Consider the following 18,472-nt stretch of genomic DNA (forward strand, 5'->3'; position numbering starts at 1 on the left):
CGGCCAGCTCTTGCCGGGTGATCCTTTCGGGGCCACTTCGCGCCCATCCGGACGCGATCACATGATCATCCAGTAGGCATCCTCCACGGGCGGCATTACGCTGCGTTCATGAGCATGCTCACTCCCCCCGGAATGGGCGGAAAGTACCGCATCACGGGGGATGTCTACCCCCGCATGCGCCGCCCCCACCGCCGGCGCAGGATCGTCCTCGGGGCCACTGCCGCCGTGCTCGTGCTCGGCGCGGCCGGCTGGGGGACGCTGCAGCTCGTCGACGTCTTCTCCGGCGGCGACGAGAAGACCACCACCGCCGCCGGCAGACAGGCCGACTGCAAGGCCGCGCCCAAGCCCACGCCGAGCCCGCAGGCCGCCGGTGCCCCGCTGCCCAAGCCCGCCCAGATTACGGTCAACGTCTACAACGCGACCCCGCGCAGCGGGCTCGCCAAGACGACCGCGGACGAGCTGAAGAAGCGTGGCTTCCTCATCGGCAAGGTCGGGAACGCGCCCGCCGAGTACGACAAGAAGGTCCCCGGCTCCGGGATGCTGCTCGGCTCCCCCGGAGCCACCAAGGGCACGTTCTCGGTGGTCGGCACCCAGCTGAAGGGCGCGACGACAAAGGTCGACGCCCGCACCACGGCGGACGTCGACCTGATCATCGGTACGGCCTTCAAGACGCTCGACCCGAAGGCGACGGCGGACGCGGCGCTCGTGGCGCTCAACAAGCCGAAGCCGGTGCCGGGCCGCTGCTGAGGCCCCCGGGCCGCTGCTGAACCTCTGAGCCCCCGCAAGGGGGCCCAGAGGGCTCGGGCTCGGGCCCTACTCGGCGGAGCCGTACATGCGGTCGCCCGCGTCGCCCAGGCCCGGCACGATGTAGCCGTGCTCGTTGAGCCGCTCGTCGACCGAGGCGGTCACGACGGTCACCGGCGTGCCCGCCAGCTCGCGCTCCATGACCTCGACGCCCTCAGGGGCGGCGAGCAGCACGACCGCGGTCACGTCGTCGGCGCCGCGCTTGATGAGCTCCTGGATCGCGGCGACGAGCGTGCCGCCGGTCGCGAGCATCGGGTCGAGGACGTACACCTGGCGGCCGGACAGGTTCTCCGGCATCCGCGTCGCGTAGGTCGACGCCTCCAGCGTCTCCTCGTTGCGGACCATGCCGAGGAAGCCGACCTCGGCGGTCGGGAGCAGCCGCACCATGCCGTCGAGCATGCCGAGACCGGCACGCAGGATCGGGACCACCAGCGGCCGCGGGTACGACAGCTTCACGCCGGTCGTCGCGGTGACGGGGGTCTCGATGTCGACCTGCTCGGTGCGCACGTCCCTGGTGGCCTCGTAGGCGAGCAGGGTGACCAGCTCGTCGGCGAGCCGGCGGAAGGTGGCGGAGTCCGTGCGCTTGTCGCGCAGGGTGGTGAGCTTGTGGGCGACCAGCGGGTGATCGACGACGTGGAGACGCATGCCTCAACAGTAGCCGGGACCTGGCCGGGGACTGGCGTCAACCCGGACCGGAGAGGGAAGGTGGGGGCTACAGGGACCCGTGCGTCATGCGTGGTGGGTGGTGTGTCCATGCCCGACAGAGCAGCTGAGCCGGACAGGCCGGAGACGGACGCGGAGCGCCGCAGGCGCCGCGCGCAGTTCCTGCGCGAGCTGAACGAGGCGAAGGCGCTGCGCGACCGCGTACAGCCGCGGCGCGCCCGGGCGGCGCGGATGCGGCAGGCGATGCGGATGCGTACGTTCCGGTGGTAGGCCGGCGGTGTGGGCGGCGGTCACCGTGCGCCCCCTCCGTGCGCCGGGGTCGCGCGCCCGCCCGAACCGGGCGTCGTTCAGACTGATGCACGACGCAAGAGCCGAAGACCTCTCCTGACGGCGAGGTTTCTGTCACGATGCCGATTGGGCGGGGCCTCAGGAGCGCGCCGCCCGGTCATCACACCTCTGATCAGTGGGAGAGTCAGGTGTACTTCGCCGCACTGCTCGCGCGCACCGAAGACGGGTGGGAAGCGAGCGATATCGAGCTCGACAACGTGGAGACGCTGGCGGACCTGGCCGATCTGGCCCGTGAGTCCGCCACCGACGACGGAGAAACGGTGATCGTCTTCATCGAGCAGGAGGACGCGTGGTTCGGCGTCGTCCGCGTCGACGGAGAGGACGACCCCCGGGTCTTCGTCTCCCACGCGGCCGCCGCGGCCCGCTCCTCCTACGGGGAGATCCTCACCTCGGAACTCCTCGGTGACGACGACCGGGACGACGCGCTCGACGAACTGACCGACCTGGACGGCACCGAGGACGGCGAGCCGGAGCACGACGACGAGGACGACGACGCGGCGGTCTCCGCCGGGGTCGCCCCGGCCGGCCCGCTCGGCGAGGGCCGCATCCTGGCCGACCTCGGCATGTCCGAGCGCGACCTCCTCGGCCTGACCGAGGACGCCCTCGGCGAGATCGCCGACGCCATCGGCGCCTCGGACATCCTGGAGGCCGTGCGCTAGTGGCGGCGCAGCAGTTCGCACCATCCGGCCCCGGCCGCCCGGCCGAGGGCGGCCCGCAGACGGACCGCGCGAGTGATCCCGTACGGGAGCCCGTACGAGGTCCCCTCCCGGACCCCGTACGGGATCCCTGGCGGGAGCCGATGCGGCTCGCCCTCGCCGAGGCGGAGCTGGCCGCGGCGGCCGGTGACGTACCGGTCGGCGCGGTCGTGCTCTCCCCGGACGGCACCGTCATCGCGAGCGGTCACAACGAGCGCGAGGCCACCGGCGACCCGACCGCCCACGCCGAGGTCCTCGCGCTGCGCCGGGCCGCGGCGGCGACCGGCGAGTGGCGACTGACCGGCTGCACGCTCGTCGTGACCCTGGAGCCGTGCGTGATGTGCGCGGGCGCGCTCGTCCAGGCGCGGGTCGAACGGGTGGTGTTCGGCGCCTGGGACGAGAAGGCGGGCGCCACGGGCTCCCTCTGGGACCTGGTCCGCGACCGGCGCCTCAACCACCGCCCCGAGGTGATCCACGGCGTCCTGGAGTCCGCGTGCTCGGACCGCCTGACCCGCTTCTTCCGCGAGCGCTGACCCCTTCGCGGACACCGCCCCTGGCCTGCTGCGGGATACGGATTTCAGTCCACGGCGCCTTTGGGCTAAGCTCTCTCTCGGTAGCGTGTCCGAGCGGCCGAAGGAGCTCGCCTCGAAAGCGAGTGTGGGGAAACTCACCGAGGGTTCAAATCCCTCCGCTACCGCTGACAACGCCCCCTGAAGCACCACGCTTCAGGGGGCGTTCTGCATGCGGTCTCACGTGTACGAGGGGGCAGCCGGGGGGGACGGGCCAGGGGCCGGGGGACGGGGGGAGCGGCATCGGGGGGACACTCCGCTCCCCCCGATGAGAACCGGTCCTGCAAGTCCCGCGCCGCAGTCAGGGGGGAAAGCGCGCGGCGCGGGACCCCGCAGTGAGGACCGGTTCCTCAGCCCTTCGGATTCCTGCCAGATCCGCCGGGCTCGACATCCATCCTGCTCGTCCGTCACCCTTCCGGGAGTCGCCGAAAGACCCCGATGCCAGGGCCGTTGGTCCATAAAGTTCGCGAAATTCACATGATCGGACACCGACGAAAGGCGCTCGGCTAGACTCGGCCACCGCTCAGGGGCGGCTCAAGGGGAGGGCAGACGGATGGCGCAGGCGAAGAAGATCGTGATGTACGCACTCACGGTCTTTATCCTGTACACGATCATCACTTCCCCTAAGAGGGCGGCGGACCTCGTCCAGGTAGGGTTCGAGGGCATATCGAGCGCCGCTCAAGGAGTCGGTCAGTTCATGACCGAACTCGTGAATTAGGAGACGACAGTGATCCGCCATCTGGTCCTCTTCAAGCTCAACGACGGCGTCCAGCGCGACGAGCCGCGTGTCGTCGCCGGCGTCGAGGCCTTCCGCGCCCTCGGTGCGCAGATCCCGGAGCTGACCTTCTGGGAGTGCGACTGGAACATCACCGACCGCCCGATCGCGTACGACTTCGCCATCAACTCGGCCGTCGCCGACACCGACGCCCTCCAGCGCTACCTGGACCACCCCGCCCACCAGGCGGGCGTCGGTCTGTGGCGCGAGTTCTCCACCTGGGTCATCGCCGACTACGAGATCGAGGGCTGAGCCCCCGTCCCCCGTTCGGGCCCCTCGCCGACACCGGCGGGGGGCCCGAATGCTTACCCCGCACACCCACTCCCAACACGTCGTTATGCGGTGCTTGCACACAGTGGACATGTCTTGTGATGCTATGACCGCTTTTGACGGATGAGTCGACCGAAGTTGACGTGAAGGGGTGGCGTGAACGTGCCGGCCAGTACAGCGCCTCAAGTCCCGCCCCAGCCCCAGAACGAGGCCGGGCCCGCGGAGACGGCCCTCCGGACTCCGGAGACCCGGCCCGCGGAGACGGCTCCCCACCCCCCGGAGCCCCCGCGCCCCCGCCCCCAGAGCACCCGCGGCGCCGACACCCGCGCCCTCACCCAGGTGCTCTTCGGCCAGCTCAAGAACCTGGAACCGGGCACCCCCGAGCACCACCGCGTACGCGGCGCCCTCATCGAGGCAAACCTCCCCCTCGTGCGCTACGCCGCCGCCCGCTTCCGCAGCCGCAACGAGCCGATGGAGGACGTGGTCCAGGTCGGCACCATCGGCCTGATCAACGCCATCGACCGCTTCGACCCGGACCGCGGCGTCCAGTTCCCGACCTTCGCCATGCCGACGGTCGTCGGCGAGATCAAGCGCTACTTCCGGGACAACGTGCGCACCGTGCACGTCCCCCGCCGCCTCCACGAGCTGTGGGTCCAGGTCAACGGTGCCACCGAGGACCTCACCACCGCGCACGGCCGCTCCCCCACCACCGCCGAGATCGCCGAACGTCTCAAGATCGGCGAGGACGAGGTGCTCGCCTGCATCGAGGCCGGCCGCTCGTACCACGCCACCTCCCTGGAGGCGGCCCAGGAGGGCGACGGGCTGCCCGGCCTGCTCGACCGGCTCGGTTACGAGGACCCCGCACTCGCCGGCGTCGAGCACCGCGATCTCGTACGGCATCTGCTCGTCCAGCTCCCCGAGCGCGAGCAGCGGATCCTGATGCTGCGTTACTACAGCAACCTGACCCAGTCTCAGATCAGCCAGGAGCTCGGCGTCTCGCAGATGCATGTGTCAAGGCTCCTCGCCCGGAGCTTCGCCCGGTTGAGATCCGCAAACAGGATCGAGGCGTAACCGGAACGGGTAGACCGTTTCCGGGCGGTTTCACACCCCGTCAAATGCCCCACACCCCCTGTTTCCTGCGGATATTCAACGACTCCTTGTCGACAAGTCACTACAGCGTGTTGCCGACATGTGACATTCTGCTGGAACCGCGTTTGGCACGGCCGCGCCTCCGGTATTCAGGTGGAGGCAGGCTGCGTTCCTCAGATGGTCGTGGCCACCACGACCGTCCGCGACCTCAAAGGGGGTGGCATGTCCGCAGAAGAGGGCAGCTCGAAGGTGCTCACGCTCACGCCCATGCCCACGCAGACGACGGCGCCGAACGCCGCCGAAAGCACGCCGGCGACCGACGTCCTGACGGCAGACGTCGTCGCGGCCGACGCCGCCACGGCCCCGGCCTCCCCCGACGCAACTCCCGCCGCGGAGACGGGTGTCACGCAGACCGCCGACACCGCCCCCGTCCCGGTCACCGCCTCCGTCGCCGTCTCGTCGGAGGCCCTCGACACCCGCACCCTCTCCCGCTCCCTCTTCCTGCGGCTGCGCGCCCTGGACGAGGAGGGCGCCGCCGCGGACAGCCCCGAGCGGACCTACGTCCGCGACACCCTCATCGAACTCAACCTCCCCCTCGTGCGCTACGCGGCCGCTCGCTTCCGCTCCCGCAACGAGCCGATGGAGGACATCGTCCAGGTCGGCACCATCGGCCTGATCAAGGCGATCGACCGCTTCGACTGTGAACGCGGCGTGGAATTCCCGACGTTCGCGATGCCGACCGTGGTCGGCGAGATCAAGCGCTTCTTCCGCGACACCTCGTGGTCGGTGCGCGTGCCGCGCCGTCTCCAGGAGCTCCGGCTCGCCCTCACCAAGGCCAGCGACGAGCTCGCGCAGAAGCTCGACCGCTCCCCCACCGTGCCCGAACTCGCCGCGGTGCTCGGGGTGTCGGAGGAGGACGTGGTCGACGGACTCGCCGTCGGCAACGCGTACACCGCCTCCTCGCTCGACTCCCCGTCCCCCGAGGACGACGGCGGCGAGGGCTCTCTGGCCGACCGCCTCGGCTACGAGGACACGGCCCTGGAGGGCGTCGAGTACCGCGAGTCGCTCAAACCGCTGCTCGCCAAACTCCCGCCCCGCGAGCGCCAGATCATCATGCTCCGCTTCTTCGCGAACATGACCCAGTCGCAGATCGGCGAGGAGGTCGGCATCTCGCAGATGCACGTCTCGCGACTGCTGACGCGGACGCTGGCGCAGCTGCGCGAGGGCCTGATCGCGGACTGAGCGACCGGAAATCCACTGTCGTGAACTGAATTCTCCCGTTTCGCTTCCGAGCTGATGGCGCGTCACGCACACTGACGCCATGTGGCGACGGAAGCGACGGCCGGGACTCATGGTGGTCACGCTGGTCGCGCTCTGCCTCGGCGGGGCGCTGACCGCGTGCGGCGGGAGCGACGACGGTGAGGGGTACGCGGCGGTCGGCGCCGACTCCTCGCCCAAGGGCGCGGTGCCGCCGGACGGCGCGGTCACCCTGGTCCCGCTGGACCCGAAGTCCACCGGCCCGGAACTGACCTCCAGCACCTCGCGCCCGTCTCCGGGCCCGTCCTCCGGCGGAGCGCCGGCGGCGGGAGGGAGCGGCGGCGGTACGGCCACGGCGCCCCCGCCCGTGAGCGGGGCGCCGACCCCGCCCCGTACCCCCGGAAAGCCCGGAACCCCGGGCACGACGACCCCGGCCCCGCCATCGGCCCCACAGGCACCGTCGCCGAGGCCGACGCCGACGACGCCGACCCCCACCGCCCCCGCTTCCACCACGCCGCCGGCCCCCGCCGTACTCACGCTCTCCGCCCCTGTGCTCACCGACACCGACCGGCGCTGGTGCGAGAACGTCACCGTCTCCTTCCGCAACACCGGTGGCACGGCGGCCCGTTCGGGCACGGTCACCTTCGCCACCCACGTCATCGGCGCGCTCGGCGTCGACTGGGCGACGCTCACCTCCAGCCAGCCGCTGCCCGCGCCGATCCAGGCCGGGACCACCCGTACCCGGACCTACACGGTGTGCGTGGACTCCTGGCGGGTGCCGATCGGCATGCACGTCGACACGAGGAAGGTCACGGCCTCCTGGCAGTAGGCCGCAGGGCGGCGAGCAGCTCCTTCGCGAACTCCTCCGGGTGGGTCACACACCCCAGGTGCCCGCCGGTGAACTCGACCACCGCGGCCCCGGTCAGCTCCGCGAGCCGCCGCGCCGGGCCGACGAGCGCGACCTGGTCCGCCGACTCGCGCCCGACGCCGAGGGCCAGCCGCCCGGCGGCGGCGCGCAGCCCGTCGACGTCGGGGCGGGAGGAGGAGAAGGGGCACAGGACGTGCTCCAGGAAGACGGGCATGTTGGCACCCATGCGGGCCGCCATCGGCCGGACGGAGGGCGGGAGTTCGGCAGCCGCCTGCTCCCCCACGGGCCTGCGCCCGTCCGGCGTCTCGGCGAACCGGGCCATGGCCGCGCCCAGTCCCTTCGTACGGTGCAGCTCACGCACCTCGGCGAAGTGGTCGCGGTAGGGGGCCGGGTCGGCGAGCAGCTCCACGAGCGGCGGCTCGTGCGCGACCAGCCGGCGCACCCGGTCGGGGCGGGCGGCGAGCAGCGCGAGGGCGATGATGGCGCCGGAGCTGCTGCCGAAGACGTACGCGGGCCGGTCGGGTGTGACGGCGTCCAGGACGGCGAGCGCGTCCGCGCCCCAGTCGGTGACCCGCTGGTCGGTGAGGGGCGTGTGAAGCGGGCTGCGGGAGAGTCCGCGCTGGTCGTAGGAGACGACGGTGTGCCCGGCGTCCGCGAGCAGGTCCGCCATCCCCTCGAACATCCCGGCATCCCCGGCACCGCCGGGGATGAGGAGGAGGACGGGGCCGGTGCCGCGGGCTTCGTAGCGGAGGGTGGCTCCGGGAACCTTCACGTGTCCGACGCTGATGCTGCTGCCCATGGTCATTTCCCCCAGTTCTCGAGTGTGGTGTGCAGTGCGTCGAGCGAGCGCGCCCAGGACGCGGCGACGGGCCGGGTGTGCTGGAAGCCGCCGCTCAGCTCGATGTGGATGAACCCGTGGAAGGTGGCGCGGAGCAGCCGCCCGGCGTCCGTGAGGTCCGGCTCGCCGAGGCCGTAGCCGCGGAGCATGCCGTACGTCAGCTCCACGGCCCGCTGGAAGACGGCCGTGTCCTGGACCTCGTGGAGCTCGATCCGCTGCTGGGTGGCGGCGTAGCGGCCGGGGTGGGCGAGGGCGTAGTCGCGGTACGCGTCGGCGAAGGCGACGAGCGCGTCCCGCCCCGAACGCCCGGCCACGGCGGCGCCGATGGCGTCGTTCATCTCGCCGGAGGCGAGGAGGGCGAGCCGGACACGCAGGTCACGCAGGTTCTTGATGTGCGAGTACAGGCTCGCGTCCTTCACCCCGAAGCGGCGGGCGAGGGCGGAGACGGTGACCTTCTCGAACCCGGCCTCGTCGGCGAGCTCGGCGGCGGCGCGGACGAGGAGGTCGGGGGTGATGCCGGCACGGACCATGGGCGTTGCGGATTCCTTCCTAGGAGCTCTAGGCGAGAACCTAGCACTCCTAGGACGGAGGAGGCGCAGGATTTCGCTGCGTCTCCGGCGACGGATGTACGTCGGCCAGGTGGCGGCGCAGGAGGACGTTCGCGTCGGTCTCGGCGCTCCAGTCGCACCGGACGCGGGCGGCCGCGCGGGAGCCCGCGAGTTCGCCGCACTCGGCACAGTCCGCGAGGGGCGCGGGCGGGCGCGTCAGCCAGCGGCAACGACGGCGGAAACCGCCTCGAAGTCGCCCCCGGATTCCCCGGCCTCGGCCCCGGAGGGGCCTGCCGTCGTCTTCGGGCGGGCAGCCTGGGACTCGTTCGTCCACAGCCTGTCCCGGTGACCTGAGTCAGTCGAAGAGGGCGACGACTCCGTTCACCCAGACCGCGAGGAACGCGAGGACACCCACCAGGCAGCCGACGCCTGCCAACACACCGCTGACCGTCCACGGCCCAGAGGGCGCCTCGTACTCCTCTTCCGGGTCGTCCCGGTACGACGCCGGGTCGTCCCAGTCGACGGGGTGCCCCAGCTCCTCGGCGCACGCGGTCCGCACCGCGACCAGTTGCCCCTCCGCGAAGGCGGTGGCAGCCAGCGCCTCGGGGCCGCGCCAGGCGAGGGCCTTCATCCGCCACCCGGGAGAGCCGTACCGCGCCTCGAAGGCGGCGGTCTCGTCGGCGTCGCGGTCTTCTTCGAGGTACATCCAGCGTCCGGCCTCGGCGGCGTCGCCGTAGAGCCGGTACACCTCGGCCAGACGCCTGCGGAGCGTCAGGTCGTACGGAAAGGACGAGACGAGACCACGCAACCGCTGGCGCGCGATGGGAACCCGGCCGGCGGCCAGGTCGGCATCGACTCGGGCAAGGGTCTCTTTCAGGGACATGAACGCATCATCGGGTGCCCCGCCGATCCGCGTCGACCTGGTTTCTGCTGCTCACCCGGTCCTTCGCCGGGCCCCGAGGCTCTACGGGTCGCCGCTTCTTGCGGGTTTCTGGTGCGGCCGCCCTCACTCCGAGTGTGGCCCCCGGAGTCCCCGCGTCAAGGGCGCCTCCGGCGTCGCTTCGCGATGGGCTGCGCCCACCCTTGACCCGGTGCCACCGGGGTCCTTTTCACACTCGGAGGGCGGCCGGGGGCGGGGCCGCGCGGATCGGTCCGGGCAGCCGTCCCCGCCGTGGGCGGGTGGCGGGTGAGTGGGTGGGGGCTCGGTTCGCGGCGGGGGCGGGCGGGGCCGTGTCCGCCGGTCCGGGGTGCGCGGGAGTGGAATGGGGTGCCCGGGCCCGGCTCGGCGGCCGACCACCGCCGTCGGGCCGGGGCGCATGCCCCGCTGGTCACTCCCGGCGGGCGGTGCGAACCCCGCCCGCGCGAGCCCTTGGGCCGCCATCGACGCCCGCAGACCGCCACTGGAGTCACACGAGTCCCATCTGCCCCACCAAGGGACGGGGATGGCGGGCTTTGCACCGCCGGGCGGTGTACAGACGTCGTCGCGGTCCGTGGCAGCGACCCAGCGACGGAGGTGCTGGTCGTGCAGGCGTGATGGGTACGCCGTGCGCGGCAGAAGCTGGGGTCCGGGTCGTAGACGGCCCCGTCATCAGAGGGGTGAAGAACTCCTCGGGCAGGTAGGCGCGTTCGAGCAGTTGGAATGAGCGTGTGCGCTCTGCTTCGGCCATGGCGGCATTCTGGACCGGCTGTGTCACCGAATGACGAGGCGGCGCAGGGTCGCGGCGGCGGGTGGGCCCCAGGTGGGTTTGCCGCCGGGACGGCCGTGGGTGCCGGCGTGTCCGATGAGCAGGCAGGCGAGGGCGCGCAGCACGGCCCAGCCGCGGGCGCGACGCAGGGTCGCGGCATCCGGAGTCGGCCGGTAGGCGGCGTGGAAGCGGTCGGCTGCGCCGTCCGGCAGGAGTGTCCACGCGGCGGCGAGGTCGCAGGCCGGATCGCCCGCGCAGAGGTCGCCGAAGTCGATCACGCCGGTGAGGGTGCCGTTCGCGGTGAGAACGTTGGCCGAATGCAGGTCGGCATGGAGCCACACGGCCGGGCCCGCCCAGTCGGGCGCGGCGGCGGCGTCCTCCCAGACCGCGCGGACGGCGTCCGGGTCGGGGATCAGACCCGCCTCGGTGGCCTCGGTGAACTGCCTGGCGAACCCCTCCGCGTGCCCGGCCAGCGGCCCACCGCGCCCGCGGCCGACGGGTGCCCCGGCGGGAGCGGGCCGGTGAAGCGCCGTCAGAAAGGCGGCCAGGGCGTCGGCCGACTCCGCGGCCCGCGTGGCGGGGACACGGTCGGCGGGCTCGCCCGGCACCCAGGTGGTGACGATCCACGGTCGCGGAAACCGCTCGGAGGGCTCACCGAGTCGCTGCGGAACGGGAACCGGCAACGGAAGATCCGGCGCGAGGACGGGCAGCCAGGCGTGTTCCTTGCGCAGCAACTCGTCCGCCGACTCCGTCGCCCACGGCAGCCGAACGGCGAGGTCGTCGCCGAGCCGCCACAACTGGTTGTCCCAGCCCCGCGCGCCGAGTTCCAAAGGACGGTCCGCCAGATCGGGATGCTGCTCGTGCAGCAGTTCCCGGACCAAGTCGGCAGTGATCTCAATCCCGTTATGGGTCATGCGTCCCCACGCTAGCGGTGCAAAGCCCGCCATCCCCGCCCCTGGGCGGGACACGTGGGACACGTGGGACTCGTGTGACTCCAGGGGCGGTCTGTCGGTGTCGATGGCGGCCCAAGGGCTCGCGCGAGCGGGGGTTGCACCACCCACCGGGGGCGACCAGCGGGGCATGCGCCCCGACCCTAAGACCGCCATGAGTCGCCGAGTCGGGCCCCAGCCGCCCCATTTCGCTTCGGCGCACCCGTCAACGGCGGGGAAGTGGTCCTCGGACAGCGGCCGCGAACCGGGCCCACCCACCACCGGGCCGCCACCCGCCGACGGCGGGGATGGCTACCCGGACCGATCCGCGCGGCCCCGCCCCCGGCCGCCCTCCGAGTGTGAAAAGGACCCCGGTGGCACCGGGTCAAGGGTGGGCGAAGCCCATCGCGAAGCGACGCCGGAGGCGCCCTTGACGCGGGGACTCCGGGGGCCACACTCGGAAAGAGGGCGGCCACACCAGAAACCCGCGAGCAACGGCCACCCGTAGGGCCCACCCCGCCCCCGCGTCGGGGACCGGCGCGAGGAGTCCGCTCCTCGCCACTTTCAACGTACAGCGCGCGGGGGGTCTTGCGGCAAGGCCCCCGTGGTGGCGCAGAATCGGCGCCCGTTGCTGATCGGACAGAGGGGGAACCGGTATGCGAGTGGTGCTGTCGTCTTACGGATCGCGTGGGGACGTCGAGCCGATGGTCGCGCTGGCCGTCGTCCTGCGCGGGCTCGGTGCCGAGGTGCGGGTGTGTGCGCCGGAGGACGAGGAGTTCGCGGAGCGACTGGCCGGGGTCGGGGTGGAGTTCGTGCCCGTTCGGCTGTCGGTCCGTGCGCTGGTGGCCGGGGCGAATGCCGCAGCGGCGCCCTCGTTCACCGAGCGGGTGACCATGGTGGCGGCGGCGCAGTACGAGGCCGTGACCGTGGCCGGCGAGGGGGCGGACACGGTGGTCGCGACCGGGTTGTTCCCGGCCGTGGCCGGGGCTCGGTCGGCGGCCGGGAAGCGGGGACTTCGGTACGCCTACGTCGCGTACTTCCCCGGCATGCTGCCGTCGCCGCACCACCCGCCGTACCCGCTGCCCGGCCGTCCCCTCCCCGAGGGCGTCACCGACAACCGGACGCTGTGGGAGCTGGACGTCGAGGGCCAGAACGCGGTCTACGGCCCCGGGCTCACCGCCTTCCGCGAGTCGGTCGGGCTGCCGCCCCTGGCGAGCGTTCGCGGCTACGCGATCGGCGGCCGGCCGCTGCTTGCGGCCGACCCGGTGCTGGGGCCGTGGCAGGAGCCGGCCGAGCTCGATGTCGTACAGACGGGTGCCTGGACCCTGCCGGACGAGCGCCCGCTCCCGGCCGAGGTCGAGGCGTTCCTCCGGGCCGGGGAAGCGCCGGTGTACGTGGGCTTCGGCAGCATGTCGATGCAGGGGGCGGCCGATGCGGCGCGGGTCTCGATCGAGGCGGTACGGGGACAGGGGCGTCGGGTCCTCGTGTCCCGGGGGTGGGCCGAGCTGGGCCTGATCGACGACGCGGACGACTGCCTCGCGGTCGGTGAGGCCAACCACCAGGCCCTCTTCCCCCGGGTCGCCGCCGTCGTCCACCACGGCGGCGCGGGCACCACCGCGACGGCAGCCCGGGCCGGGGTGCCGCAGGTGGTGGTGCCGCAGCTGGTGGATCAGCCGTACTGGGCGAGCCGGGTGGCCGCGCTGGGTGTGGGCGCCGCGCACGACGGGCCGGTGCCGACCGAGCCGTCCCTGTCGGCCGCCCTGGCCGCCGTCCTCGCCCCGCGGACCGCGGCCGCGGCGCGGGAGCTGGCGTCCGCCGTCCGTACGGACGGGGCCGAGAAGACCGCGAAGCTGCTCCTCGACGGCTTCGGCGAACCGGCGTGATCGCCGTGAAGCAGGGAGAGGGCGGTCCGACCGCCCTCTCCCGCGACCGTCAGCCCAGCGCCAGCCAGGCCACGCCCGCCAGGACGGCGATCGCGACGACGATGCCGACGATCAGGCCGACGCGCGGGCCGGAGGAGGGGGCGGACGCGGCGGCCTGGGGCTGCCGCTGTGGGGTGCCCTCGTCGACGAAGGCGCGGAACATCTGGGTGCTGCCGGCGGGGTCGTAGGAGCCATCGGCGCCCTGGCCGCCCTGGCCGTACGGTGCTTGGGGGTTGTGTGCCATGGCCCGGACCCTAGCGAAGTCGGGGTTCCGCACCCAAGCCCCGGTCGCGCCCCCTGCCCCGTACCCCCACCTCCCCTCCCCCTTTGCCGATTCTTTAGCGCGCTTTGACCGATTTAGTTTGCCTGAAGCAACCATCCATCTCTATGGTTGCCCTAAGCAACAAGATTGGGGAGCTCGATGGAGACGCTGAGCCGGTACGAGGAGCTCGCCCGCGCGGTGAGCGCCTTCGGTGCCGTGAAGCGCGGCCTCGCCCGTGTGCTGCCCGTCCACTGCCAGGGCGCGGCGGCGGCGGTGCTCGCCCTCATCAAGCACCACGGCGACATGCGGATGAGCCGGCTGGCGGAGCTGATGGCCGTCGACATGTCCGTGTGCAGCCGCCATGTGGCGCACACCGTGGAGCACGGCTGGGTCGAACGACTGCCCGACCCGGACGACAAGCGCTCCCGGATCCTGCGGCTCACCGACGAGGGCCAGGCGATGCTCGGCGAACTCGACCGACGGGTCACCGACGCCTTCGCCCGCCACCTCGCGGAGTGGTCCGACGACGACGTCGCGCAGCTGACCACCCTGCTCGCCCGCCTCCGCGACTCCTTCGGGGACTGCCGGGCCCACCACGCCCGCGACTGACGACGCGCACGGCCTACGACGGCCGCGACCGACGAACAGGCCGACCCCACCCAGGCCGACCGACGAACCGCCGAACCGACGAACCGACGAACTGACGACTTCACGCAAAGGAAACTCATGGCCACCACCGCACCTGCCACGGGTGCACGGGACGCCCGAACCGACGCCTCCGGCCCCTCCGGCGCCCCGATGACGCACCGGCAGATCATGGAGGCGCTGTCCGGGCTCCTGCTCGGCATGTTCGTCGCCATCCTGTCCTCGACGATCGTCTCCAACGCCCTCCCGCAGATCATCACCGACCTCGGCGGCGGCCAGTCCGCCTACACCTGGGTCGTCACCGCCGCCCTCCTGTCGATGACGGCGACCACCCCGCTGTGGGGCAAGCTCGCGGACCTCTTCTCCAAGAAGCTGCTCGTCCAGATATCCCTGGTCATCTACGTGGCCGGCTCGGTCGTCGCGGGTCTCGCCCAGAACACCGGCATGCTGATCGCCTGCCGCGTCGTCCAGGGCATCGGCACCGGCGGTCTGACCGCCCTCTCCCAGATCATCCTGGCCGCCATGATCGCCCCGCGTGAGCGCGGCCGGTACAGCGGCTACCTCGGCGCCGTCTTCGCCGTCGCCACCGTCGGCGGTCCGCTGCTCGGCGGTGTCATCACCGACACCGAGTGGCTCGGCTGGCGCTGGTGCTTCTACGTCGGCGTGCCCTTCGCGCTCATCGCGCTGTTCGTCCTGCAGAAGACCCTGAAGCTCCCCGTCGTGAAGCGTCAGGTCAAGGTCGACTGGGCCGGCGCCTTCTTCATCAGCGCCGCCGTCTCCCTGCTCCTCATCTGGGTCACCTTCGCCGGCGACAAGTACGACTGGATGTCCTGGCAGACCGCCGTCATGCTGGGCGGCTCCGTCCTCCTCGGCGCCGTCTTCCTGTTCGTCGAGTCCAGGGCCGCCGAGCCGATCATCCCGCTGCGCCTGTTCCGCAACCACACGATCGCGCTGGCCTCCACGGCCTCGCTCTTCGTCGGTGTCGCGATGTTCGCCGGCACGGTCTTCTTCAGCCAGTACTTCCAGCTGGCCCGCGACGAGTCGCCGACGATGTCCGGTGTCCTCACCATCCCGATGATCGGCGGCATGCTCGTCTCCTCGACGGTCTCCGGCATGGTCATCACCAAGACCGGCCGCTGGAAGGCCTGGCTGGTCAGCGGCGGTGCCCTCGCCACCGGCGGCCTCGGCCTGCTCGGCACGATGCGTTACGACACGGCGTACTGGCACATCGCGCTCTTCATGGCGGTCCTGGGCCTCGGCCTCGGCATGATGATGCAGAACCTGGTCCTGTGCACCCAGAACCAGGTCGCCCCCTCCGACCTCGGCGCCGCCTCCTCCACCGTCACCTTCTTCCGCTCCCTGGGCGGTGCGATCGGTGTCTCGGCGCTCGGCGCGGTCATGGCCCACCGGGTCACCGACTACGTCAAGGACGGCCTGGCCGAGCTCGGCCCGAAGGCCGCGGCGGCCATGGGCCAGGGCGGCGGCGGTGGCATCCCCGACATGGACAAGCTGCCCGCCCCGATCCGTACGGTCATGGAGAACGCGTACGGCCACGGCGTCGGCGACGTCTTCCTCTACTCGGCGCCCTTCGCGCTCGTCGCCTTCCTGGTGACGCTGTTCATCAAGGAGGTCGCGCTGAAGAGCAACACGGTCAAGGCCGGCAAGTAGGACCACCCGAAGAACTCCCGGCCGCGCTTCGAGCGGAGGCGCGGGCGGGTTCCGTACGGAGCGGCGGGCAGGGGGTGGCGAGCCGAAGGGGCGCGGCGCTGTCGAAAGGGAGAGCGCGCGGAGACCGCGAGGAACGAGCGGTCGAGCACGGTCGACCGTCGACGGCGACTCAAGCGCCCCGGAGGCGAGCCGCCCCTGAAAAAGGGGACGGCCCGCCGCTCCGTCATGTTCCGACGCGGGCGACCATCGTCTCGATCCCGGCGATCAGGACGTCCAGGGCGTAGTCGAAGTCGCGGTCCCAGATCTCGGTGACGCTGCCGTGCGAAGCCCGCTCTTCGAGGATGTCCGTCATCGGCGCGAGGGCTTCGGCGAACGACGGATCGTCACGGAAGGCCTTGACCGACTCGTCGTAGAAGTCGTCCTGCGACATACCGGCCTCCGCCGCACGGCGCTGGAACTGGGACTCGATCGTCCCGTAGCCGTACACGAACTGGAAGACCGCCGTCATCGCGCCGGGCTGGCGGTCGAGCGGAAGGCCGGTGTCCCTGATCGTCTCCTGGATCTTGACGCCGACGGCGAGCGCGTTCGGGCCGATGTTCAGGTACTGACCGGCGCACGGCGACATCCAGGGGTGCCGGACCAGCATCTGCCGGTAGTCCAGGGCGAGTGCCCGGATCCGGTCCCGCCAGCCGTCGGCGGCGTCGACGGCGGCCAGGTCGACCTCCCCGTAGCAGGTGTCGAGCGCGTACTCGATGATGTCGTCCTTGGTGTCCACGTACCAGTACAGGGACATCGCGGTGACGTTCAGCTCGGTCGCGAGCTTGCGCATCGAGAGCTTGGCCAGGCCCTCCTCGTCGAGCATCCTGATCGCCGCGCCGACGATCCGCTCCCGGTCGAGCCCGGCCGGGCCGCCCCCGCCGCGGGCGGCCCGGTTCTCCAGCCAGACGCTGGAACGCGCCGGGTTCTTGGCCCTGTCGGCCGCCTTGACCATCGCGCCCCTCCGTCTGTCAGCGAACCCTGTCGTGATCCCCGCCGTCGATCCCGTCGGTGATCCGAGACCATGCTAGGCAGCCATGGCGTGCTCCTTCGCCCGCTCCTCCGCGCGCTCCGCCCGCGTCAGCAGGGCCGCCGCGAGGAGACCGCCGGCGAAGACGGCGACCGCTCCGACCAGCTGGCTGGTCTGCAGACCGGAGGCGAAGGCGTCGGAGATCTGCCCGCGCTCGGCGTCGCTGCCCGCCGCGGCCAGGGCGGCCGGGAGGGAGGTCGCGGTGACGGTGACGAGGGCGGCGAAACGGGCGTTGAGGACGGCGCCCAGGACGGCGACGCCGAGGCCGTTGCCGAACTCCGCGAGGGTGCCGTTGACCCCGGCGCCGACGCCGGCCTTCTCCGGCGGGATGGCGCTCATGATCGCGTTGGCCATGGCGGGATTGGAGACGGCGAGACCGACGCCCATCAGGACCAGGCCGAGCAGCATGCCCCAGTAGGTTCCCCCGGTGCCTCCGCCGAGCACGGCGATCGAGGTGAGACCACCCGCCACCAGCGTCATGCCGACGGCGACGGTGAGCGGCGTGCCGAGCTTCATCACGATCCGCGGGCCCACCCCGGAGAGGTTGAGGACGACCACGGTGAGCGCGAGCGGCGCCATCCGCAGCCCCGCCTCCAGGGGCTCGTACCCGAGCACGAACTGCAGGTGCTGGGTCAGCAGGAACATCGAACCGCCCATGCCGAACATGACCAGGATCGCGCCGGCGACCGCGCCCACGAACTTCTGGTCGCGGAAGAAGTGCATGTCGAGCATCGGGTACGGGACGCGCAGCTCCCACAGCGCGAAGGCGCCCAGGACCGCGATGCCGAGCGCGGCCGGGACGAGCACCTGGGCGGACGTCCAGCCGTGCGCCGGGCCGGTGATGATCGCGTACACGGCGGAGGTCATGCCGATGGTGGAGAGCAGCGCGCCGACCAGGTCGGGCCGCTCGCCCTGCGGGTTCTTGGATTCCGGGACCAGCTTGAGGACGGCGACCAGACCGATCACGGCCACCGGGATGTTGATCAGGAAGATCATTCCCCACCAGAAGTGGTTCAGGATCGCGCCGCCGATCAGCGGCCCGGCGGCGAAGCCGAGCGAACCGACCGTGGCCCACAGCGCGATGGCCTTGACCCGCTCGGAGTCGTCGAAGATCTGCATGACGACGGCGAGGGTCGTGGTCATCAGGAGCGCGCCGCCGACGCCCATGCCCGCGCGGGCGGCGATCAACTGCCCGGTGGAGTCGGCGAGTCCGGCGGTGAGCGAGCCGAGGCCGAACAGCGCCAGGCCGATGGCGAGCATCTTCTTGCGCCCGTAACGGTCGGCCGCGTTGCCCGCGGTGAGCAGCAGGCCGGACTGCACGAGCGAGTACGCGTTGATCATCCACTGGATGTCGCTGGTGGAGGCCTTGAGCTCCGTGGTCAGCGACGGGATGGCCACGCTGAGCACGGTGTTGTCGAGCAGCACGGTGAGCTGGGCGAGACAGATGACGCCGAGGATCAGCCAGCGCTGCGGGTGGCCGCCGGGGGCGGCGGCCTTGTCGTTCGCGGCGGTCGTCGCCGGCATGAAGACACTCCTTTACGGTGTACGAGACTCAGTTCTCGTACACCGTA

20 protein-coding genes and 1 tRNA gene are annotated in these 18,472 nt (G+C 71.7%); 13 read left to right on the plus strand and 8 right to left on the minus strand.

Annotated features, from left to right (window positions below; translation table 11 throughout):
* Nucleotides 1–108 precede the first annotated feature (108 nt).
* Complete coding sequence (locus AB0C73_RS25095; protein ID WP_362534110.1) at nt 109–747, plus strand: LytR C-terminal domain-containing protein; 639 nt, start codon at nt 109–111, stop codon at nt 745–747.
* Between the two features lie 66 nt (nt 748–813).
* Here AB0C73_RS25095 and upp read toward each other — a convergent pair whose 3' ends face one another.
* Complete coding sequence (upp, locus tag AB0C73_RS25100) at nt 814–1,449, minus strand: uracil phosphoribosyltransferase (RefSeq protein WP_362534113.1); 636 nt, start codon at nt 1,447–1,449, stop codon at nt 814–816.
* 108 nt (nt 1,450–1,557) lie between these two features.
* Between upp and AB0C73_RS25105 the strand changes: the two genes are divergently transcribed.
* From AB0C73_RS25105 to AB0C73_RS25145, 9 genes are all read left to right on the plus strand, one after another.
* A complete protein-coding gene (locus AB0C73_RS25105; protein ID WP_362534115.1) occupies nt 1,558–1,737 on the plus strand; it encodes a hypothetical protein in 180 nt (59 codons plus the stop codon).
* Between the two features lie 206 nt (nt 1,738–1,943).
* A complete protein-coding gene (locus tag AB0C73_RS25110) occupies nt 1,944–2,474 on the plus strand; it encodes a hypothetical protein (protein WP_362534117.1) in 531 nt (176 codons plus the stop codon).
* Nucleotides 2,475–2,614: 140 nt separating this feature from the next.
* On the plus strand, nt 2,615–3,043 hold the full coding sequence (tadA, locus tag AB0C73_RS25115; RefSeq protein ID WP_362534394.1) for a tRNA adenosine(34) deaminase TadA: 429 nt from the start codon (nt 2,615–2,617) through the stop codon (nt 3,041–3,043).
* Nucleotides 3,044–3,122: 79 nt separating this feature from the next.
* Nucleotides 3,123–3,207: transfer RNA gene (locus AB0C73_RS25120), tRNA-Ser, on the plus strand.
* A gap of 425 nt (nt 3,208–3,632) precedes the next feature.
* Nucleotides 3,633–3,797 carry a hypothetical protein gene (locus AB0C73_RS25125; protein WP_362534120.1) on the plus strand — a complete coding sequence of 55 codons (165 nt, stop codon included), beginning with the start codon at nt 3,633–3,635 and terminating at the stop codon, nt 3,795–3,797.
* A gap of 9 nt (nt 3,798–3,806) precedes the next feature.
* On the plus strand, nt 3,807–4,106 hold the full coding sequence (locus tag AB0C73_RS25130) for a Dabb family protein (RefSeq protein ID WP_362534122.1): 300 nt from the start codon (nt 3,807–3,809) through the stop codon (nt 4,104–4,106).
* A gap of 174 nt (nt 4,107–4,280) precedes the next feature.
* The gene (locus AB0C73_RS25135) at nt 4,281–5,195 is read left to right on the plus strand and encodes an RNA polymerase sigma factor SigF (RefSeq protein WP_362534125.1); all 915 of its coding nucleotides are present in this window, start codon (nt 4,281–4,283) and stop codon (nt 5,193–5,195) included.
* Between the two features lie 240 nt (nt 5,196–5,435).
* Complete coding sequence (locus tag AB0C73_RS25140; protein ID WP_362534127.1) at nt 5,436–6,455, plus strand: RNA polymerase sigma factor SigF; 1,020 nt, start codon at nt 5,436–5,438, stop codon at nt 6,453–6,455.
* A 79-nt stretch (nt 6,456–6,534) separates the two neighbouring features.
* Nucleotides 6,535–7,299, plus strand: coding sequence for a hypothetical protein (locus tag AB0C73_RS25145; RefSeq protein ID WP_362534129.1), 765 nt, complete (start codon nt 6,535–6,537; stop codon nt 7,297–7,299).
* Here AB0C73_RS25145 and AB0C73_RS25150 read toward each other — a convergent pair.
* From AB0C73_RS25150 to AB0C73_RS25165, 4 genes are all read right to left on the minus strand, one after another.
* The gene (locus AB0C73_RS25150; RefSeq protein WP_362534132.1) at nt 7,280–8,137 is read right to left on the minus strand and encodes an alpha/beta hydrolase; all 858 of its coding nucleotides are present in this window, start codon (nt 8,135–8,137) and stop codon (nt 7,280–7,282) included. The genes AB0C73_RS25145 and AB0C73_RS25150 overlap by 20 nt on opposite strands.
* Nucleotides 8,138–8,139: 2 nt before the next feature.
* Entirely contained in the window at nt 8,140–8,706 is a 567-nt protein-coding gene (locus tag AB0C73_RS25155) for a TetR/AcrR family transcriptional regulator (protein WP_362534135.1), read from the minus strand.
* Between the two features lie 373 nt (nt 8,707–9,079).
* Entirely contained in the window at nt 9,080–9,607 is a 528-nt protein-coding gene (locus AB0C73_RS25160; RefSeq protein WP_362534136.1) for a DUF6584 family protein, read from the minus strand.
* A gap of 807 nt (nt 9,608–10,414) precedes the next feature.
* A complete protein-coding gene (locus tag AB0C73_RS25165) occupies nt 10,415–11,323 on the minus strand; it encodes an aminoglycoside phosphotransferase family protein (protein ID WP_362534138.1) in 909 nt (302 codons plus the stop codon).
* Between the two features lie 671 nt (nt 11,324–11,994).
* Here AB0C73_RS25165 and AB0C73_RS25170 point away from each other — a divergent pair.
* Nucleotides 11,995–13,221, plus strand: a complete 1,227-nt coding sequence (locus AB0C73_RS25170; RefSeq protein WP_362534140.1) for a glycosyltransferase — start codon at nt 11,995–11,997, stop codon at nt 13,219–13,221.
* A 49-nt stretch (nt 13,222–13,270) separates the two neighbouring features.
* Here the strand turns inward: AB0C73_RS25170 and AB0C73_RS25175 are convergent, their stop codons facing one another.
* Nucleotides 13,271–13,504 carry a hypothetical protein gene (locus AB0C73_RS25175; protein ID WP_362534142.1) on the minus strand — a complete coding sequence of 78 codons (234 nt, stop codon included), beginning with the start codon at nt 13,502–13,504 and terminating at the stop codon, nt 13,271–13,273.
* Between the two features lie 177 nt (nt 13,505–13,681).
* On the opposite strand from AB0C73_RS25175, the gene AB0C73_RS25180 reads away from it, so the two are divergent.
* Nucleotides 13,682–14,131 carry a MarR family transcriptional regulator gene (locus tag AB0C73_RS25180; protein WP_362534145.1) on the plus strand — a complete coding sequence of 150 codons (450 nt, stop codon included), beginning with the start codon at nt 13,682–13,684 and terminating at the stop codon, nt 14,129–14,131.
* A 117-nt stretch (nt 14,132–14,248) separates the two neighbouring features.
* Nucleotides 14,249–15,835: an MDR family MFS transporter gene (locus AB0C73_RS25185; protein WP_362534148.1), complete on the plus strand. Its 1,587-nt coding sequence runs from the start codon at nt 14,249–14,251 to the stop codon at nt 15,833–15,835.
* Nucleotides 15,836–16,058: 223 nt separating this feature from the next.
* Here AB0C73_RS25185 and AB0C73_RS25190 read toward each other — a convergent pair whose 3' ends face one another.
* Nucleotides 16,059–16,826, minus strand: a complete 768-nt coding sequence (locus AB0C73_RS25190) for a TetR/AcrR family transcriptional regulator (RefSeq protein ID WP_362534151.1) — start codon at nt 16,824–16,826, stop codon at nt 16,059–16,061.
* 72 nt (nt 16,827–16,898) lie between these two features.
* Nucleotides 16,899–18,425, minus strand: a complete 1,527-nt coding sequence (locus tag AB0C73_RS25195; RefSeq protein ID WP_362534153.1) for an MFS transporter — start codon at nt 18,423–18,425, stop codon at nt 16,899–16,901.
* Nucleotides 18,426–18,472 lie beyond the last annotated feature (47 nt).

Source organism: Streptomyces sp. NPDC048623 (genome assembly GCF_040650755.1).
Lineage (GTDB): Bacteria > Actinomycetota > Actinomycetes > Streptomycetales > Streptomycetaceae > Streptomyces.

Excerpts from the sequence above, each read along its gene's own strand:
- tadA (WP_362534394.1), top strand. The coding sequence starts at position 2,615 with ATGCGGCTCGCCCTCGCCGAGGCGGAGCTGGCCGCGGCGGCCGGTGAC.
- AB0C73_RS25190 (WP_362534151.1), bottom strand. The coding sequence starts at position 16,826 with ATGGTCAAGGCGGCCGACAGGGCCAAGAACCCGGCGCGTTCCAGCGTC.
- AB0C73_RS25125 (WP_362534120.1), top strand. The coding sequence starts at position 3,633 with ATGGCGCAGGCGAAGAAGATCGTGATGTACGCACTCACGGTCTTTATC.
- AB0C73_RS25160 (WP_362534136.1), bottom strand. The coding sequence starts at position 9,607 with ATGTCCCTGAAAGAGACCCTTGCCCGAGTCGATGCCGACCTGGCCGCC.
- AB0C73_RS25195 (WP_362534153.1), bottom strand. The coding sequence starts at position 18,425 with ATGCCGGCGACGACCGCCGCGAACGACAAGGCCGCCGCCCCCGGCGGC.
- AB0C73_RS25180 (WP_362534145.1), top strand. The coding sequence starts at position 13,682 with ATGGAGACGCTGAGCCGGTACGAGGAGCTCGCCCGCGCGGTGAGCGCC.
- AB0C73_RS25155 (WP_362534135.1), bottom strand. The coding sequence starts at position 8,706 with ATGGTCCGTGCCGGCATCACCCCCGACCTCCTCGTCCGCGCCGCCGCC.
- AB0C73_RS25170 (WP_362534140.1), top strand. The coding sequence starts at position 11,995 with ATGCGAGTGGTGCTGTCGTCTTACGGATCGCGTGGGGACGTCGAGCCG.
- AB0C73_RS25150 (WP_362534132.1), bottom strand. The coding sequence starts at position 8,137 with ATGGGCAGCAGCATCAGCGTCGGACACGTGAAGGTTCCCGGAGCCACC.
- AB0C73_RS25105 (WP_362534115.1), top strand. The coding sequence starts at position 1,558 with ATGCCCGACAGAGCAGCTGAGCCGGACAGGCCGGAGACGGACGCGGAG.
- AB0C73_RS25175 (WP_362534142.1), bottom strand. The coding sequence starts at position 13,504 with ATGGCACACAACCCCCAAGCACCGTACGGCCAGGGCGGCCAGGGCGCC.
- AB0C73_RS25165 (WP_362534138.1), bottom strand. The coding sequence starts at position 11,323 with ATGACCCATAACGGGATTGAGATCACTGCCGACTTGGTCCGGGAACTG.
- AB0C73_RS25145 (WP_362534129.1), top strand. The coding sequence starts at position 6,535 with ATGTGGCGACGGAAGCGACGGCCGGGACTCATGGTGGTCACGCTGGTC.
- AB0C73_RS25095 (WP_362534110.1), top strand. The coding sequence starts at position 109 with ATGAGCATGCTCACTCCCCCCGGAATGGGCGGAAAGTACCGCATCACG.
- AB0C73_RS25140 (WP_362534127.1), top strand. The coding sequence starts at position 5,436 with ATGTCCGCAGAAGAGGGCAGCTCGAAGGTGCTCACGCTCACGCCCATG.
- upp (WP_362534113.1), bottom strand. The coding sequence starts at position 1,449 with ATGCGTCTCCACGTCGTCGATCACCCGCTGGTCGCCCACAAGCTCACC.
- AB0C73_RS25185 (WP_362534148.1), top strand. The coding sequence starts at position 14,249 with ATGGCCACCACCGCACCTGCCACGGGTGCACGGGACGCCCGAACCGAC.